This is a genomic window from Acinetobacter modestus, from assembly GCF_014636095.1.
Taxonomy (GTDB): domain Bacteria; phylum Pseudomonadota; class Gammaproteobacteria; order Pseudomonadales; family Moraxellaceae; genus Acinetobacter; species Acinetobacter modestus.
The window spans coordinates 741,847-760,434 of sequence record NZ_BMDV01000001.1 but is presented as its reverse complement, the minus strand read 5'-3'; the positions used below and the strand labels follow the sequence as shown (position 1 = coordinate 760,434).

The window sequence follows — 18,588 nt, the reverse complement described above, 5'->3', positions numbered from 1 at the left end:
TTGTCGAAACTAAACCTTTGGCTTAATCTAAAATAGCCTAAGTAAATAGAATAATCACTATGCAAGATGCGATTGCAATTCAAAGCCTTAAAACAGATATCGCTTTACTACGTCAACATATTCATCCACCACAATATTTAGAGCATGTCGAAGGTTTGCCAATTTATTATGGTTTAAAGGACGAGGTCGATGAATATTACCGACAATGGCAACCTTTGATTGAAAGGGCACAGCAACTCTGTCAGCCTTTTATGGAGGATGATGTCGTTGATGCAATTCATTTACCAAGCCATCTAAATTTGCCACTATTTTTCTTTCATGTAGATCGTATTCGAATTAATAAAACACGAGCTAAAGAATCTAAGACTTTCCGTGGCGTGGCGGCTTTGCTCGAAAAATGTGGACAATTTGAGACCGATCAGATTTTTGCGATGCAGGAATGGTTGGGGAGTGATGATACTGCGGCTTTGGTGGCACATCGTGAGTTTATTGATTTACGAATTTATGTCTTTCAACATGGACAAAGTGAATATACGCGTACCCGTTTTTATATGAATGGCGTGATTTTAAGTGTTGAGCCGCATTTTAAATTGGTAGATGCGCGAGATAAGCCACGTAAGCAGCGTAATGATAGTTATAGTGACCCGCTTGCTGATAATGGGACATGGAAGATTTTTGGGAAATATCGGTAGGGTTTGATCATTTCTTATCAAGTCAAGCTTTCAATCCCCCTCTTTTTCAAAGAGGGGTTAGACGAGATTTATACTGATCAGTATGTGGGTTTGAGTAGAGATTGCTATTTCCAGAAAATATCTTTAGCCGATAAATGCTGTAACTTTTTATTAGCTTTCTTTGCGATATGAGGTTGTTGTGCTTTTACCCAACCGAGTGCAAATAAAAATTGTGGTTGTTCTAGCGCCTGCTTTTCAAAAATCTGTTCCGCCACAAAGAGATCATTATAAAAACCTAAATATTCCTGAATTGGCTCAAGTTTATTTAGAAATTGCTGAACCTCTTTTTCAGGATAAAGCCTAGAAATAAAATCGATACAATAACGCAATTGCTTGATACGCTTACGAGTACGATGTTGTTTTTCAACTGTAAGTGTAGAGAACTGAGTGGCGTCCATTAAAATTTTATGAAAAAGCTTGCTCAAACTTTTAGCCACTTGCTTTGATAATTTGGTCTTAGACTCATGATCACAATATATAAAACTAAATAATGATAAGAATAGCTGTGTTGTTTTAGCTGCACTGAAAAGCTTGGCGATATTGGAATCTATTTCAGCACCAAGAGGAAATTCAAAATCACAGCTTTGTTTTATAAGCGGAATCACAGAATCCTGAATTGCATCGTGATCACGTGATTGCCCCAAAGCCCTAAAAAGTTCTGCTAATTCATTTTCCCAAGTTGGGTCAATCTGTGCTGACCAATTTGAAAAATGTTTTAAAGCAGAACGTAAGCGACGCAAACCGACACGTGCTTGATGAATATGATCGGCCTCAGCGACACCATCGGCAATTGCGGCAGCATTCGGCAATATTTGGTTTAAGGTATTTTCGACGATCAGTTTAAGCGACTGTTCTGCGCTAAGTTCAGCTTCTAAATTTAGCATTTTGGCTTTGGTCGCAGGAGAAACACGTTTGCCAATAGTCAGTAAATTACCCCGTTCTGCTTTGCTACGTACATCAAGCCATAATTGATATTTATCTACCCATGTCTTGGCAAAATCAATTAAGTCCTGTGCTGCACCTTGCTTGAGTTCAAATTCGACTTCACAGATTTTTGCTTGATCGGTTGGGGTACGAATTTCACCATCATCTAAACAAACTTCGATCTGTGAACCTTCAAACTCAAACACATGGAAACTTCGCTGTACATTGGTTTGAAACTGTAATTGTAGTTCAGCAGGCGTATCACCTAAAATCTCATGTAGCACCGTTTGAACGGTTCGGTTGTGCTGATAAAGTGATAGATCGAGTTCGGGTTCTTGTTCACATTTACCCAAATAAATATCTTCTTCAATGCGCTGTAGATGGTTTTTACTGGCAGCTTTAAAGGTTTGTACCCAGTGCTCACCTTCTTGGCGTAAGCGGATAGCGACATAATTTTTGGCAAGTAAGCGGTCAGCAGTATCATAATATTTGGCTTGGAGCTGAATTTTTTGCGCTTTTTGCTTATTCAATGTTTGTAAAACCGTTTTTTTCTTAGATTCAGGAAGTTGAAATTTAAGCTCTATTTCCATGATGTTATAACTCCTGAGCGTAAACAATGATAAATATAAAATGAGTATAACGAGTTGATCTCAAGAGTGGTTATAAAGTTGTTTTAAGTCCGGATACGATGACACCTAATGACTTTATTTTGTGCAAAAAATGAATTAACGTGTGGACAACCTTGCACGATTAGGATGATCAAGAAATGAATGCACCAGCAAATATAACCAAGCCAGTTGAATTTTCATTACCGGTTAAAAATTATAATGAATTCTATTATTTTTACCTTACAGAACATCGTAGTATCGCTAGTCGCCGTTTACACGTGATCGGTAGTTCAATTGGCTTATATTTCTTTAGTAAAGCAATTCGTCAGCGTAAAGCAAAATACTTCGCTTATGGCTTAGTCTCAGGCTATGCCTGCGCTTGGGTTGGGCATTTTTTCTTTGAACACAATAAACCTGCTAGCTTTAAACAACCGTTTTATAGCTTTATTTCGGATTGGAAGATGCTATCAGACGTTGCACGTGGGCGTTTGAGTTTGGTTGATCGTCAGTTTGATAAAATTGATTCTTAAAATTCATATTAATCTCTAAGTTTCCAAAAGCTGATTTAGTAACTTTTGTAGATCATGAAAATATAGCTTAATAAGTTTTGTCTATGATGTTTTATAAGATCTAATAAAAAATTAGCTCAAATATGATGATAATCATAGTGCAGATACTATTGAAGTAAATCATTAAAATATCGTCAGTTAGTGTTTCTAGTTTATTTGATTGGAGATAGTGATATATATCAACAAATATTTTTTGTTATATTGATTAATATACTATCTCTATTTGTTGGATCTATGAATCGCTATGATATCTACTATGATGAGCTTGTAGAGCTTATTTATAAAATTCCTTTAGATGCAGAAGGTTGGAATCAATTTGCTACACGACTGAACCAAGTTCTCAGTTTATCTTTGGTACATATTCTTGCACTAGATTTCCAAAAACAAGCTTTTTCATTTAGTCATAGTGTTGGTGTGATTTCAGAAGAAGAGATAGCAAGCACAGAGGTTAAATACCTACATTATTCGGTTGAAGATGATCCACGTTGGGGAGAGTTTCTAAGACCTGATCGTATAGGTTGGTATCAATGCCATCATACAGTTACTGAGGAGTTTGTTGCACAGTCTACCCTTTATCAAAATATCTTATTGCCGATACAAGTACGTTATACAGCAGCACATGAACTTATTTTGGATGACAAATTATGTGTGCTTTTGGGTGTATTTACCTCAATTGAACGACAACCACTAAAAAAAGAAGATTTGGACTTTTTAGATCAACTGATTGTACATCTAAAACGAGTTGTGGCGATTCAAAGACACATTTACGAATTTTCTAGCAAAGCAATTATGGGATATGCACTGATTGATAAATTATCTCAGCCAATTATGTTATTAAATCTAGCTGGGCAAGTATCTCATGCTAATTTGGCCGCTAAACAATTGTTGGTTAAGAATAGGATACTCAAGGTTGAAGATAATAAGCTGATCTTGCCAGAACCATACCAATCCCAATTGGCAGCTAACTTACAACATATTGAATATTTATTTAAATCAAGACAGTTATTATTTGAGCAAATTTTAGATGATGGCTGTATAAAAATAACTGATCAGAACAACGAGATTCTGTATATTTTCGCAACCTTGTTAATTTCTGAACAGGAGATGAAGGCTTTCGGCATCCGACCTTCGGTGATGTTGACTTTTTATCATCCAAGTTATTCTTCTACGGTTGATGCACATCTATTACATGCGGCCTTTAATTTGTCGCCTGCCGAAGCGAAAGTTGCGTTAGCATTATTAGAAGGTGATTTACCTAAAGAAATTGCAGTCAAACATCAAGTTAATCAAGATACAATTCGAAAGCAACTCCAATCTATTTATAAAAAGACTTCGACCAACCGCCAAGCTGAATTGGTTAAATTATTGTTGAATATTCCTCGTTATAATACAAATCAATAAAATTATTTTATAAATACAAGTTTTTTTGGTATGTAAAGTGTAATGATATAAAAGTCGTACGTGATGTGGCTTTTATTTTTATCCTAAATTAAATAATAAAATTCAAATATTTTTTTATTTATGCATAAAACTCTATTAGAGTCTATTCCTCAAATGAGGAATGTTTTAATTACAAAAAAAAACATAGTATCTGAGTTCGGAAATGTGTGCCAGATTTTTGATGGGGATGGACGAATGAATAGGAATTTTTTAAATTTTGGATTGGGATTTTTTCTGATTGGTATAAGTATCAATAGCGCATTGGCTAAAGATATTTTTACTGCAGAATTACAAGTAGATGGCTCTACTCAAACTACTGGATATAATAAAATTACTAATGTTGCGGATCAATATGAATTCCCCAATATGCAAAAATTGTTTCCGAATTATACAGAAAGTTCTGCTGTCAATGCCAAACTAAATTTACGAGATGTCTTTGTAAATTTAAACTTCGCTCAAAACTCTTCAGCTTTAGTTTTCACAATTCCAGAATTAGGTATAACGCGTACTTACACTGGAGCAACTCGAGAAGAGAGTAAAGATAAATTTATTGATGCTTTAAAAGGGGAAGATAAAGACTTACTTAAACAGCTTACTAAAGAATGGGTAAAAAAATCTCCTATTGATCCGGTCGCAGGTAACCCAACTAGTTTAATGTCAACAATGGTTGGCTCAATGGCCGATAATGTATCGGATATGGCAACGGATCGTGTATTTGGATTAAAAGATCAGTCTTCCTCTAGTTTTTCCATGGCGCCACGATTTGGTCGATACACTCAACAGGGATATGGTTTAGATGTTTATAATTTACCATTAACTTATTCACGTTGGTTTGATACAAAAAAAATAGGAATAGTAGTTGATGCCCCGATCACACTTGTAGATGCGGAAAATGGGGCATTGTCCGGTAGCTTAAATCTAGGTTTAGGAGTTAATTTTCAAGTATTATCAAATGAGTCTCTAACTTGGTATTTAATGCCTCAAATTCGTGTAGGGCTCACAGGTTCTGAGGATTTTGGTACTGCCGCAGTAATTTATGGTGGAGGATTGAGCAGTAATACTCAAATTCCTCTTAATGATCATGCAGTTGTATCTATGATCAATATGTTGTCATTTTATAAAACGGGCTCAATTAAAGTTGGAGATTATGATAGCGGCTATGATTTGAAAAATAGCGTATTGCGTAATGGTTTAGAATATAGTCAAGTTTTGCATAAAACGGTAGCTGGCAGCCCTTTAGTCGCAAAATTATCTTATGCAAGAACCGATTTTTCTGGAGATCAACTTTATTCTGAACTATCACATGATTTTTCAGGTTCATTAGGTTTTAAAAACTTAATGCCAAATGCTTGGATTAATGAATATCGTATAGGATTTACTTATACACATGCAGGTAAAGATCTAAGTGGCTTCATGGTGAATATGGGATATACCTTTTAAAAGGATTTTGTAATGAATAAATCTATATTTGCATGTGGTCTTGGTTTAATTTCTAGCTCCGTATTTGCGGAGCTAAATGTACAGGAAACACGTCAAGACACTGTACCAATCTCTACTCCAGTGGTGGGTGTAGTAGCAACAGCAAAACAGCCAGTCGCTGAAAGCATTATACCAAATACGCCACTATTAGAGCAAAGCTTTACGTCTGTACATACAGAAGTGCCGTCGAATGTTGCTGAACTTGTCGAGGGTGAAACTACAAATAAGCATATTCTTGGTTTGAGTTATTCACGAGATAGCAAGCCTTTTTTTGTATTTGCAGAAGGTGGAATTTTTGGATTTGGTGGTGGTATTGGTTTTTCACCAAATTCATATATTGATTTAACTGCGAGTTTTAATAAAGGTTCTTGGAAAGACGTTGAATTTTCTTCATTAGAACTTATTGATGGTACGAAATATAAGTTAGACATTGATACCGATGTAAAATCATTATATGCCAACATCCGTCCTTTTGCAGGAAGCTTCCATTTAACTGTTGGTTTGGTCAATCAAAATAATAAATTTAATGGGTCGATTGAGCCAAGCAAGTTTATCCCAGAAGATATGGATATTGAAAAAATTGAACCAGAATATGTGTTTGATGATGCGATGTTTGATGCAAATGAAGTGGGTAAAGTTTATGGAAGTTTGCATTATAAAAAGAAAACCATGCCTTATATTGGGATTGGTTGGAGTCCAGCATTAACCAAGCGTTTTGGATTGACGACACAAATCGGTGCGCTGTATGCAGGTAAGCCTACGATTGAGTTGTATCCTGAAAATGGCAATCTCGCTGTACAAGATAAAAATCATACGACAACTTTAGGCGTGGCATTGGAAGCAGAAAAAGAAGCTTACAACTCAAAATTGGAATGGTTTCCTGTTGCTAAACTAGGTCTGTGGCTTCGGTTTTAATCATTTAATCTTAACTGTTTAATTTTTGCCGCATCTCCAGTGCGGCTTTTTTTAAACTTATACCTCATTTGAGGAATAGACGGTATTAAATTCTTATTTTAGTCTGAGAAGGTCATTATTTCATACGAACGAATATAAAGGAAATACAATGAATTATTCAATTATAAGTGTTTTGATGGGAAGTTTATTATTAACTGGTTGTGTTGGCAGTGGGAGTGATGATGATCCAACACCAACACCAACACCAACACCAACACCAACACCAACACCAACACCAACACCAACACCAACACCAACACCTACTCCTTCTGCCAGTGTTGCTTTACAAGTTTTTGATAGTAGTACAGGAGCGCAAATCAGTGCAGCACAAGTCAGCGTGGTGAATACGACATTATCAACAAATACTGATGTTGAGGGTAAAGCACAATTTCCAAAGGTTGCTGTTGGTAAATCAACTTTAAAAATTAGTAAAGCAGGCTTTGCTGATCAGTTTATTACAGTTGATTTGATGGATAAACAAGCACTCTCAGGAGTAGTTGTTCAAATTATCCCATTGAGATTAGGGGGGGCAGTTACCGCAACTGTAGGTGGTACAGTGACGTTAATGGGTAGTACAGCTCAGGTTGTAATTGCACCGAATAGCTTAAAACGTACAGATGGGCAGCCGATTCAAGGCAGTGTAAATGTAAGTTTTGCTTTAATTAATACAGCACAAGACATTCGTAATATGCCAGGTGATTTGGCAACACAAGTAAATAATATACGATCCCCACTTGAAAGTTTTGGTGCGATGGTTGTTGATTTAAAAGATAGTTCAGGTGCAAAAGTTGAATTAATTAGTAATCAACTTGCTGATATTCGTATTCCATTGATGACAAGAGGGATCGCTCCTACCACTATTCCACTTTATTATTTTGACCCACAGCGTGGTTATTGGTTGCAAGATGGCAATCGAGTTCTGACGTTACAACAAGATAGTAATGGCAATCGTTTTTATGCAGGAAGTTCAAGCACACTTAATACTGTGAATGCAGATGTCCCTTATCAAACAACAAACGTTGCAGGTTGTTTAGCTGATTCAAATGGTCAGCGGGTCTCAAATGCTCAAATCTTGTTAGAAGGTAAAAACTATTCTGGTTATAGTACAGCAAGAACCAATTCTAATGGTGAGTTTACAATTGCAGCTAGACAAAACTCAACTGTACTTATTAATGGGCAAGCAAATAGTTTGCGAAGTAATACTATTGAGCGTAGTGTAGTCTCTGCAAATACAACATTAAATGAATGTTTGGTTTTAACTGAGCCAAGCCAAAATGTAACAGTACGATTATCTTGGGGGAAAAATCCTGAAGACATCGATTCACATATGATTGCACCTGATGGAAGTCATATTTCTTATGAAGATGAAGGTGCATTATTACAGCATCCATTTATGAATTTAGATGTCGATGATACAGATAGCTACGGACCAGAAATTATCACTTTAAACAAGTTAATGGTTGGCGAATATCATTATTTTGTTCACAACTATTCTGAGACATCAAATCCTGGAATATTCGGTTCACCAATTAAAGTTGAATTAAATTCTCCACAAGGAACTCAGATTTTCACACCGACTACAGGTTCCGGTGAGAGTATGTATTGGAGTGCTTTTAAAATAAAAGTTGCTGATAATTGTGACATAACGGTAATTCCAACTAAGCAATGGTTAGCAACTGAGCCGAATAGCACGTCATCTGCAATTAAATATTGTTCTAAATAATTATATTTAGTTAAATCATTGTTTTATCATGACATAGTTTTTATTTTCATCTTTTGCCGCATCCCCAGTGCGGCTTTTTATTCTATTAGAAGAAAAATCAAGTAACTCACTCGATTAATCATAAAAATATTAAAAAATCCATTCTTCATTTATGGAATAGACAGCACGGAACTTTTCTTGAAGACTAAAGAAAAGTGTTTTGGGTAAGGGGATTGCGATGAAGTATTCATTATTGAGTATTTTGGTGGGAAGCTTATTGTTGGCTGGGTGTGGTGGCGGAGATAATAAAACATCTAATCAGAGTAAAGGAATCGAAACTCCTGAAAAACTAACTACAAGTAAAGTCGATTTAGCTAATCAAATTCCAATAACAACAAAGTCATTAATCAATGAAATTGTTACACCACTTGGAAGTACAGTCATTGGTGGAAATATTCCCACAGTAAACACTCCATCTGTTGCTATGGCATTAAATAAAGATGGGCAGATTGTGATGTTAGGTTTTGCTAAAAGTAATATGCCGACGATGTTGGATGAAAATTCTACGGCACTTGGTTTAGTGTACTTATTACTGCATCATCCCAAAGATGTGAGTGATGAGCAATTAGAAACCTATATTAAAGAGAGTGCAGGATTTCCTGAATTGCTCAATAGCGTAAAACAGGCTTTTAATGCAGGGCAAATTGTTTCTAATGACATGACGATTCTAAAACAGTCCCTAAATGTGGCGAATCAAGTATATGACCGTCTTGATACTGTACCTAAAACTGCTATGGCAAGAGCTTTACCTATAGACCCTGCTGTAGAATCGCCTTATCCATTCAGTTTGATTAAAAATGAAAAAGCACTAGGTAGTATTACAATCAATGAATCAAAGCGTCTAGTAAACAGTATACCTTTAGCATGGGACGCAACGGCAAAGGATTATCAAGGTAATATTTTACCAAATGGCAAGATAAAAATACCTATGGCTTCACTGGGCAACCGTATTGCAACAGGAGTAAGTGATTGGGGAATTATAGGATTAGCGACAGATTATTTTGGTTCTCAGGATGTGATTATTCCTGATGATAATGGTAAAACATTTTCTTTAACGGTAGAGCAGACGAATGAAACTCGTATCACAAATATGTCCTCAGCATTAGCAGATTTAATTGCAATTGAGTTAAAAGTATTGGCAGAAACAGATGGAGAAAAATGTGCTGCGGAGGTTACCAAGGCAGTCATGACTGGGTTGAATATAGAACAATTGGCAAAAGGAGGTGCGAGTGGTTTTATTGATAGTTTAAAAATTGATAAAGTTCAGCTTTCTAATGCAATGAAAGCCTATAAAATAAGTGCGAGTTGTGCGCCAAGTTTAGGTAAAAATATAGAAAAAATTGCTACGGCTATTGCTCCAAAATTATTTTATGTTTATCAAGCTTATAAGGCTCTAGAGAATACTTATAAATATGCTAGTGTTGCAGAACGTCTTTACATTATAAATAAAGAATGGGAAACAAAAGAGACTTATACGGTCTGTATGGGACAAAATGGAAAAATTTCAAATTGTGCTGTTAAATTTAAACTTCAACCAGAAGGAGCTATAGTTGCAACCGCAGGGGCAGAAATTCCAATTATTTTAAAAGCTTATGATAAAAATGATAAAGAAACGTTATTACCGAATAGTTTAAAATTTCAAACAGATGACATTCAAAAATTAAGTATTAATGCTGATAATACAAAACTGACAGCATTAAAACAGGGAGTTGTACAACTTAGAGCTTTAGACCCGACCACAGATAAGAAAAATGATTTTCCAATAGAGATTGTTTATCCTCGTTTTAAAGAAAGTGAAATTACCATTAAAGAGGGTGAAACGGTAACTTTACCTTTAACTGATCAGAAAGGGCGAACTATTCAATATAATGGATTAACAGAATGGTCGAGTGGGGATGAGGCGGTTGCCAATGTTTCTACTTTTATGTTTGATCCTAAAAAATATGCTGGAACACAAATTGTAATTAAAGGACTTAAAGTAGGGGAAACAAATATAACAGGAAAAAATTTAACAGATGGTAGTTTAATTGGGGTAAGGGTTAAGGTTGAAAAAGAGCAACCCATAGTACCAAAATTTACTGGACAGGTAATTCCAGAAAATAGATGGTCAGGAGCAGCAGCTTTTCAAATTAAAATAAAATATCAGTGTGAGGAAAATTGTGAAGCTATTAAATATATTCGTAATATTTGGGCTGAGACTCACTGTGATTATATAATTAATACTCCTGATCAGCCTAGTGCTTCTGGTTCAGGAGAATGGACTTTCTTTTCTAAGATAGATCAAGAGAAAGGATATTTAACATTACCTAGCCCAATAGGAACATTAGGTTTATCTTCTGAAGGTAGTATGAGTATATCATGTTATGCAATAAGGGCTGGTTTTCAAACTAATTATGATAATCAAATATATAATTGGAATGTCGCATCTGGTTCTGGTTCAGGAGTTTATGATCCATCTGCTGGACTGTGAATGTAAATTCTGATTTTATTATGGGTGACATAAGATATTTAAAGTTATTATAAAATTGGAGCTTAATAGAAGTATAAATAAGGATGAATCATCATCCTTATTTGAAACCTTTAAAAATACTTAATTTTAATAAAAATAGAGCAGAGGTTCATATGAAAGATGATTTAGAAAAAGATCTACAAGAAGAAATTGAAAAATCGGCTTGGTGGGCAAAAATGAATTTAACTTGTGCCCATATTGTTTATTTTGTTTCGATTGTAGCAAGTTTTGCCGCATCTATTTTAGCAGCTAAAAGTGGCGATAATCCTAATTTTGCTACCTATGCAGCAGTTTTCTCTGCTTTATCGGGTGCAGCTTTAACCATAAGTAGCACTTTTCGATTTGATGAACGATCTCGATGGTTTGAAAATAGAAACAAGTTACTTCAAGGATACTATCGAAAACTCAGAGATGATGAAACGTGTGATGCTGTTGCTTTAAGCCTTGAATATAGTGAAAAGATGAAAGAACTAGAAAAAGGATGGCCAGGCTTTGGAAATATTAAACAATAAGAGTAGTCAGTCTTTAAATTTTTTAATCTTATTATTGTGAAGTAAAGTTGAAAAATATTTTAAAATATATTTACATTTAAAATTAAGTTATAAATTTTAACCACTTATCGTCTAAATTAAAAAAATATTGAAAAATAAATCCTGTAGTATGAGTATTATACAAATAAGAAAAAATGAGGTTAATGTAAAATACTTAAAATGAATTCTAGTTAAAATTTTTTTAAATGATAATTAATGAAAAGGAAATAACTATGTCAACTCCACAGCTTAGTCGTGAAAATGCTTTAAAAATATTAGAATGGAAAGGTATTTCTCTAGAAAAAAAACCTCTAATTTTGCTGGGGGTTCGAGGTTATTATTTAGATACAATGGGAGTCAAAGGAAATAATGATCGCGGGATTTATGATGATGCTTTTTTTTGGATAACACCTACTTCATTCATTTCCTATAATGGTAATACAGACCCAAGTAGTTATAAGAAAGGGCAAGGGTTTGATGAGAAAAAAGGTATGGCAATGTTGCAAACAGGAAAGTGGTGGTATAAGGCGGGAATACATCATGGTAAAAGTAAAACTTATCCAGCTTTTATACAAGCTGATGATGTAACCGTAATACGGGATGGTAAAGCAAAAGATTATCCACATACAGGTAAATTTGGTATTAATATTCATAAAGGGGGAGTAAATACGACGAGCTCTGAAGGATGCCAAACTATACTTTCATCTCAATGGGATTCATTTAGATCATTTGGTTATGAAAAAATTAAACAATATAAATTAAAGAATTTTATTTATTGTTTAGTTGATGAAAATGATATTAGAGAGAGTGGTGTGTTAAAGCTAATTGAAAAATAAGCTAGTAATAAAATATAAACTATAAAAGGTGTAAGATTATGGCTGATCAAGATTTAGTATTAAGTATTAAGAAAGATGTAGAAATAAACAATATGATACAGAAAATTAAAGAAAAGATTGGAAAAGAACCGATTTCTGATCTTGAAGATGATCAGGGGAATCAATATGTAGATATTGTTTTAGAGGGTGGAGGCGTATTAGGTATTGCTTTAGTAGGTTATACTTATGCAATGGAACAAGCAGGCATTCGATTTCTTAATATTGCAGGAACTTCGGCAGGAGCTATTAATGCGATGTTTTTAGCAACACTAGGCAAAGCTAATGAAATTAAAAGTGATCAAATGATTAAGTTGCTTGCAGATATGCCTATGGAGGATTTCATTGATGCTGAACCAGCATTCAAAAAGATATTATTTAATTGGATTGAAGGAAAGAAACCCTCTTTTTTTTCTTTTAATACATTAATTGCATTAAAAAAATTATATGCAAAAATCTCTAATGGAGAAGTAAGTTTTAATACAGGTCGACCATTTGAGAAATGGTTGGAGGAAAATATTCCGATAAATACGACAGAAAAATTATCAAAAAATTTAGAAAATTCCTCAAGTTTATTGAAAATTAGAAAGAGTGCAAAAAGAGATTATATTGATCCTAAAACTGGAAAGATATTTAACAGAGAGTATGATTTAGAGCGTTTAGCTAAGGATTTTTCAAAGCATAAGTTAGCTTTAATTACTGCTGATATCACAACGACAAGCAAAGTTACCTTACCTGAAATGGCAGAATTATATTGGCAAAATCATATGTCTTTACATCCCGCAAAATATGTTCGAGCATCTATGTCAATTCCTGTATTTTTTGAACCAGTTAAAGTCTATCCTCCTAAAGGTCAAGATCAATTATGGAAAGATTCTGTTGGCTATGAAGGGACAATTCCTGATGAAGCTACACTAGTAGATGGTGGAATAGTCTCAAACTTTCCGATTGATGTATTTCATAAGCGTGATGCTATTCCTTTATGTCCTACATTTGGTATAAAATTAGGAATTGATCGTCAGAGCCCAAGTAAATATAAAAATTTAATAGATTTTGCTGGTCTTGTATTTGATACCGCAAGACAAACGGCAGACTATAATTTTATTTTTCAAAATCAAGATTATAGACAGTTGATCGCATATGTCGATTTAGAGGGTAATAAAGTATATCGTTTTAGTTGGCTAGAGTTTAATATGAATCATGATAAGAAATTGGCATTATTTAAATTGGGGGTTCAGGCTGCTTATGAATTTATTGTAACTGGCAATCCTAATATTCATTTGCAGTCATTTGACTGGATGGATTATAAAAAAACCAGAGAGAAAATGTTGTAAATTATTGATTATAACTATGGTTTTTTTTTGTGAAAAAATATTTTATTATGCTAAGTGCTTTGTTCTGTATTTTTATACAAAACATATGGGCAAATATAAGTCCTCAACCTCGTATTATTAATGGTGATACAGCATCCGAAGCACAAATGCCGTGGCAAGTAGCATTGGTCACTAATCCTTTGGATGCTTATCAATCTTATGTCTGCTCTGGTAGCCTAATTGCAGACCGTTGGGTAGTGACAGCAGCCCATTGCGCTGAGCAACTGAAAAAGTTAAACAAAGATTATTATGTTTTAGTTGGTACAAACAATTTACAGGACAATCAACAAGCTCAAATCATAAAAGTTAAACAGTCTTATATTCATGAACAATATAATAATCGTATTTATGACAATGACCTTGCTTTATTAGAGTTGGAACGTGCAGTTGATTTTATAAAATGTGGTATAAACTGCCAAACAATCGATTTGATCAATCCCGTTATAGAAAAGCAAAATGCACCGATTACTACTCTTGTAAAAGTTGCAGGGTGGGGTGTATTAGAGGATTGTGAAAATAGCCAGTCTGGAATCTGCCAGCAATATTCAGGGAAAATGATCCGAAATCCTCAACTTTACCCAACAACTTTAAGATATACGACATTAAAACTAACACATTGCCTATCTTCTTCATCCTTATATCAAGTAAAACAAATTACTGAGAATATGCTTTGTGCTGAATCACCTGTACAGTATCAACCTAGAGATACTTGTTTAGGCGATAGTGGGGCTGGTTTAACAATCGAAAATGATTTTAATAGGCCCTATTTATTAGGAATCGCAAGTTGGGGTGTGGGGTGCGCAAAGTCTGGTTATCCTGGTGTATATACACGGGTAGCAAATTATAATAGTTGGATTAATCGATATATTCATCCAGAAACCGCTTCTGAACAAAACGCGATATCTAGTAGTACGAGTGGTGGTAGCGTAAGTATTTTTGTGCTTTTAATGTTATTAGGATTGAGTGTTATACGTTGGTGGTCGATTCAGTATAAATAATATCGTTTCTAAAGATGATTATAAAAACTTCATCAATAATTGTACCAGTTCACTTTGCCGATGGGTTCGGGTTTTTTTGAAAATAGCCTGTAAATGCTTTCTAATCGTATCGACTTGGATGTCTAATAAACTTGCAATTTCTTTTAATGTTTTGGAATCTAACAACTGTTCGCAGATTTTATTTTCTACAGGCGTAAACAGGAAAATTTGTGTGTATAGCTCTCTTTGATATTTGGCCTTGTGTTTCAAACAAGAAAAGGTCGCTAATACGACAGGACGTAAACCAAAAATCTTATGTGCTTTTTCTGGAATGAGTAAATCTAAGGTTAAAAATAAATCATGACTAAGAACTATTGTTTTAGTCCGTTGCGTATAACTCAGGGTTTGATAATGATTATAATTCTTTTCTAACTCGAATAGATGCTGGTTAAATTGAATTTTGTGCTGTTCATCAAATACAAATCGACTTTGTTGTAGATGAAAGTGTGGGTTATTTTCGCATAATTGTTTGACCTCATCATTTAATTCTAAAATAGTTCCATTCAAATTGATGATTGCAATTGGTTGTTTAATTTTTTGGATCAGCTGAGAGCCTAATAAGGTACGTGTTGAATATTCAAAATGATGACGATGCTGCTGAATCTTTTGTTGCAATATCGGCAACATGTTATAAATAGGTTGTAACTCTGAATTGCTCAAAGCACCTCGTTGAGGGCTGGTTAGAAGTGCCAAGATTACACAAATTTTTTGATCATAAATCAGTTGAATTGCAGAACCAAACTGTATATTCAGTGGTTGTAAAACTTGTTGATAGACTTGTGTTTGGTTAATTTCTTGTTCTGTAAAATGTTGTGAATCATGCATCCAGCCCTGAAATGGTGCAGAGATCGATTTTTTTAAACGTGGGTCATCATCAATCTCTAAGCGTACATTGGTCAAAGCCACTTGATTAAGATAGTCTGCATCAATACTAAGACCATGATGTATGCTAAAAGACAAGGCTTGGACTTGGAGATCAACTGCTAGAAGTTGAGATAATTGTATATTAAAGGCATGATTCATATATTCCAAAAACATGACCCAATCATCAATATCCTGAACTTTTTCCAAGATTTCCATAACCGCATTTTGTTTGGTTAGATCCATCTAAAACCACGATAATAAATCATACGATTTTAGCTATTTTATAGAAGCTTCTTGAGCACGAGAATTAGTAAAAATAAAAAATGTGATTTATTTAAATAAATATCCGATGAAATGCAAAAGCGATTGAATTTTAATCTAATTTAAGGATATGTCATCTTTATAAACGTAGAAATATGTAGAATGATTTACAATCTGATAGCTTCTGATGCGAATATTCTCTACAGTATTCCTTGAAAATTATTTTAACTGAGTGATTTATGCGCGGTCTTTATCTGATTACCAATGATGATCCCCTCCAATTATTATTAGAAAAATTAGATGTGGCTTTGGCGACGGGTAATATTGCTATTTTACAATACCGCCGTAAAAAAGTGGCAATAGTAGCTCAGCCATCCGAAGTTCAACAAATCAAAGTACTTTGTGAAAAATACCAAGTTCCATTTGTAATTAATGATGATTTAGCTTTGGCAGAACAATTTGGTTTAGGTGTGCATCTTGGGCAGTCTGATGGCGAAATTATTGATGCGGCTGCACGTCTACCACAGGGGGTGATTATTGGGCGAACTTGCTTAAACTCCTTAGAACTGGCTGAAAAGGCAATTGCCGAAGGTGCAACTTATGTTGCATTTGGTGCAGTCTATGCCACTTCAACTAAACCTGAAGCAGGTAATGTTGGAATTGCAGTCATTCAACAAGCAAAGCAGAAGTTTGAAGTACCAATATGTGCCATTGGTGGTTTGACCGTTCAAAATTCCCAAGTGGTCATCGAGGCAGGAGCAAGCCTTTGTGCAGTAATTAGTGATATATTAGGGCGGTCAACAGCCGAAATTCCTGCTCGTGTAAATGCATGGGCAAAGTTATTTGCATAATTTTTTGCATCGTTTCGACATTTTATTCTTCGATTCTAGGTTGAGTCTTTTATGAGTTTATCTCCAAAGCAAGAACAGTTATTTAGACAAGCAAATAAACATATTCCAGGTGGTGTCAATTCACCTGTACGTGCATTTAACGGTGTTGGTGGTACGCCTGTCTTTATCGAAAAGGCAAAAGGTGCATACTTGTGGGATGTCGATGGGAAGCGTTATGTGGATTATGTTGGTTCATGGGGACCAATGATTTTAGGTCACGCGCATCCCGATATTATCCAAGCGGTACAAACCGCAGCAGAAGATGGCCTAAGTTTTGGTGCACCAACGGTATATGAAACCACTTTGGCAGACACTATTTGCGAGATTATGCCTTCAATTGAATTGGTACGAATGACCAGTTCAGGAACTGAAGCGACTATGACCGCGATTCGTTTGGCGCGTGGTTATACTGGACGTGACAAAATCGTAAAATTTGAAGGCTGTTACCATGGCCATTCAGATTCGTTATTGGTGAAAGCAGGATCAGGTTTACTCACTTTAGGTGAAGGTGAGCCAACTTCAAAAGGTGTACCTGCTGATTTTGCAAAACATACCTTAACGTTGCCATATAACAATATTGAAGCTTTAAAAGAATGCTTTAGTAAGTTTGGTCATGAAATTGCAGGGGTCATCATTGAGCCTGTGGCGGGAAATATGAACTTGGTGACGCCAATCGATGGCTTCTTACAAGCGATTCGTGATGTTTGCGATGAGTACAAATCGGTATTCATTATTGATGAAGTGATGACGGGTTTCCGTGTTGCTTTAGGTGGTGCACAATCTGTTTATAACGTAAAACCAGATTTAACGACTTTAGGAAAAATTATTGGTGCGGGCTTACCTGTTGGTGCTTTTGGTGGTAAACGTGAAATCATGCAATGCATCGCACCTTTAGGTGGTGTTTACCAAGCAGGCACATTGTCGGGTAATCCATTGGCAATGCGTGCCGGTATCGCGATGTTTAAACATCTACGTGAACCTGAATTTTATGACAAGCTTTCGGTACAGCTCGCAAAATTACTTGCAGGTTTACAGGTTGCGGCAGATGAAGCAGGCATTCCATTTAAAACGCAACAAGTGGGTGGCATGTTTGGTTTGTATTTTACCGATCAAGAAGACATTACTAGCTTTGATTCGATGTTAGCTTGTGATGTTGAAGCATTTAAGAAATTCTTCCATGGCATGTTAAAGCGTGGTGTGTATTTAGCTCCCTCGGCATTTGAAGCTGGATTTATTTCATCTATGCATTCAGATCAAGATATTGCAGAGACCATTCAGGCAGCAAAAGAAACTTTTGCAGAGATGAAGGGCTAAGATATAAAAAGCAAGCATACTGAGTGTGCTTGCTTTACAAAAATTACCAATCTCGTGTTGCTATAAGCTCTTCTATATCTGCATCAGCAAACCCATAAGCGCCGGCAATCACATCAAAATCATGCGCAATTGCCTCTCGTGCTGCCGTTTCGATTTCACTTTCTTTTTCCCAAAACTCTTCTTGCAACTCGTTAAATTGGTCAGTTGTTGCATGAGTCAAAACATAGAGTTCTGCCAAAGTTTTGGGCTGTGTTAGCTCAATTTTTTGACAAAGTGCGATGAGAATATTTTCACCTTTTTTCACCAAATCATCAGGGAAATATGAATCGTCATACATATCTGTTAAGAAAGCATAATTTGCCATTTTCTCATTTTGAAGTTGCATATTTTTCTCTCAATATTTTAAGGTGATTTGATATTTTCTATATAAAAATAGCGAGATAGTAAAATTAAATCGCTAAGCTCAATCTT

16 protein-coding genes are annotated in these 18,588 nt (G+C 35.2%); 13 read left to right on the top strand and 3 right to left on the bottom strand.

Annotation, left to right across the window (positions count from 1 at the left end):
• Positions 1 to 59: 59 nt before the first annotated feature.
• Positions 60 to 692 (top strand): hypothetical protein, encoded by a 633-nt coding sequence (locus IEV17_RS03490; RefSeq protein WP_004663267.1) that lies wholly within the window; start codon positions 60 to 62, stop codon positions 690 to 692.
• A 104-nt stretch (positions 693 to 796) separates the two neighbouring features.
• Here IEV17_RS03490 and IEV17_RS03485 read toward each other — a convergent pair whose 3' ends face one another.
• On the bottom strand, positions 797 to 2,245 hold the full coding sequence (locus tag IEV17_RS03485; RefSeq protein WP_004663265.1) for a CYTH and CHAD domain-containing protein: 1,449 nt from the start codon (positions 2,243 to 2,245) through the stop codon (positions 797 to 799).
• Between the two features lie 176 nt (positions 2,246 to 2,421).
• Between IEV17_RS03485 and IEV17_RS03480 the strand changes: the two genes are divergently transcribed.
• From IEV17_RS03480 to IEV17_RS03435, 10 genes are all read left to right on the top strand, one after another.
• Positions 2,422 to 2,793 (top strand): Mpo1-like protein, encoded by a 372-nt coding sequence (locus tag IEV17_RS03480; RefSeq protein WP_004663263.1) that lies wholly within the window; start codon positions 2,422 to 2,424, stop codon positions 2,791 to 2,793.
• Positions 2,794 to 3,066: 273 nt separating this feature from the next.
• Positions 3,067 to 4,233 carry a helix-turn-helix transcriptional regulator gene (locus IEV17_RS03475; protein WP_004663259.1) on the top strand — a complete coding sequence of 389 codons (1,167 nt, stop codon included), beginning with the start codon at positions 3,067 to 3,069 and terminating at the stop codon, positions 4,231 to 4,233.
• A gap of 234 nt (positions 4,234 to 4,467) precedes the next feature.
• Complete coding sequence (locus IEV17_RS03470; protein WP_188363574.1) at positions 4,468 to 5,712, top strand: hypothetical protein; 1,245 nt, start codon at positions 4,468 to 4,470, stop codon at positions 5,710 to 5,712.
• Positions 5,713 to 5,724: 12 nt separating this feature from the next.
• The gene (locus tag IEV17_RS03465; protein ID WP_004663254.1) at positions 5,725 to 6,666 is read left to right on the top strand and encodes a hypothetical protein; all 942 of its coding nucleotides are present in this window, start codon (positions 5,725 to 5,727) and stop codon (positions 6,664 to 6,666) included.
• Between the two features lie 148 nt (positions 6,667 to 6,814).
• Positions 6,815 to 8,428 (top strand): carboxypeptidase regulatory-like domain-containing protein, encoded by a 1,614-nt coding sequence (locus IEV17_RS03460; protein ID WP_004663253.1) that lies wholly within the window; start codon positions 6,815 to 6,817, stop codon positions 8,426 to 8,428.
• A gap of 217 nt (positions 8,429 to 8,645) precedes the next feature.
• Positions 8,646 to 10,937: a hypothetical protein gene (locus IEV17_RS03455; RefSeq protein ID WP_004663252.1), complete on the top strand. Its 2,292-nt coding sequence runs from the start codon at positions 8,646 to 8,648 to the stop codon at positions 10,935 to 10,937.
• Positions 10,938 to 11,020: 83 nt separating this feature from the next.
• Complete coding sequence (locus IEV17_RS03450) at positions 11,021 to 11,488, top strand: DUF4231 domain-containing protein (protein ID WP_034601588.1); 468 nt, start codon at positions 11,021 to 11,023, stop codon at positions 11,486 to 11,488.
• A 251-nt stretch (positions 11,489 to 11,739) separates the two neighbouring features.
• Positions 11,740 to 12,342 (top strand): LOG family protein, encoded by a 603-nt coding sequence (locus IEV17_RS03445; protein ID WP_004663250.1) that lies wholly within the window; start codon positions 11,740 to 11,742, stop codon positions 12,340 to 12,342.
• A gap of 38 nt (positions 12,343 to 12,380) precedes the next feature.
• Positions 12,381 to 13,712: a patatin-like phospholipase family protein gene (locus IEV17_RS03440; RefSeq protein WP_004663249.1), complete on the top strand. Its 1,332-nt coding sequence runs from the start codon at positions 12,381 to 12,383 to the stop codon at positions 13,710 to 13,712.
• A 29-nt stretch (positions 13,713 to 13,741) separates the two neighbouring features.
• Positions 13,742 to 14,749 carry a S1 family serine peptidase gene (locus IEV17_RS03435; protein WP_155757119.1) on the top strand — a complete coding sequence of 336 codons (1,008 nt, stop codon included), beginning with the start codon at positions 13,742 to 13,744 and terminating at the stop codon, positions 14,747 to 14,749.
• Positions 14,750 to 14,767: 18 nt separating this feature from the next.
• Here IEV17_RS03435 and IEV17_RS03430 read toward each other — a convergent pair whose 3' ends face one another.
• On the bottom strand, positions 14,768 to 15,895 hold the full coding sequence (locus IEV17_RS03430) for a helix-turn-helix transcriptional regulator (protein ID WP_004663245.1): 1,128 nt from the start codon (positions 15,893 to 15,895) through the stop codon (positions 14,768 to 14,770).
• 257 nt (positions 15,896 to 16,152) lie between these two features.
• Here IEV17_RS03430 and thiE point away from each other — a divergent pair, with 257 nt between their 5' ends.
• Together thiE and hemL are read left to right on the top strand one after the other, a co-directional pair.
• Positions 16,153 to 16,764, top strand: a complete 612-nt coding sequence (gene thiE, locus IEV17_RS03425) for a thiamine phosphate synthase (RefSeq protein WP_004663243.1) — start codon at positions 16,153 to 16,155, stop codon at positions 16,762 to 16,764.
• A 51-nt stretch (positions 16,765 to 16,815) separates the two neighbouring features.
• The gene (gene hemL, locus IEV17_RS03420; protein ID WP_004663242.1) at positions 16,816 to 18,117 is read left to right on the top strand and encodes a glutamate-1-semialdehyde 2,1-aminomutase; all 1,302 of its coding nucleotides are present in this window, start codon (positions 16,816 to 16,818) and stop codon (positions 18,115 to 18,117) included.
• A 43-nt stretch (positions 18,118 to 18,160) separates the two neighbouring features.
• On the opposite strand, the gene IEV17_RS03415 is transcribed toward hemL, so the two are convergent.
• Positions 18,161 to 18,502, bottom strand: coding sequence for a DUF5713 family protein (locus tag IEV17_RS03415; protein WP_004663241.1), 342 nt, complete (start codon positions 18,500 to 18,502; stop codon positions 18,161 to 18,163).
• Positions 18,503 to 18,588: the final 86 nt, after the last annotated feature.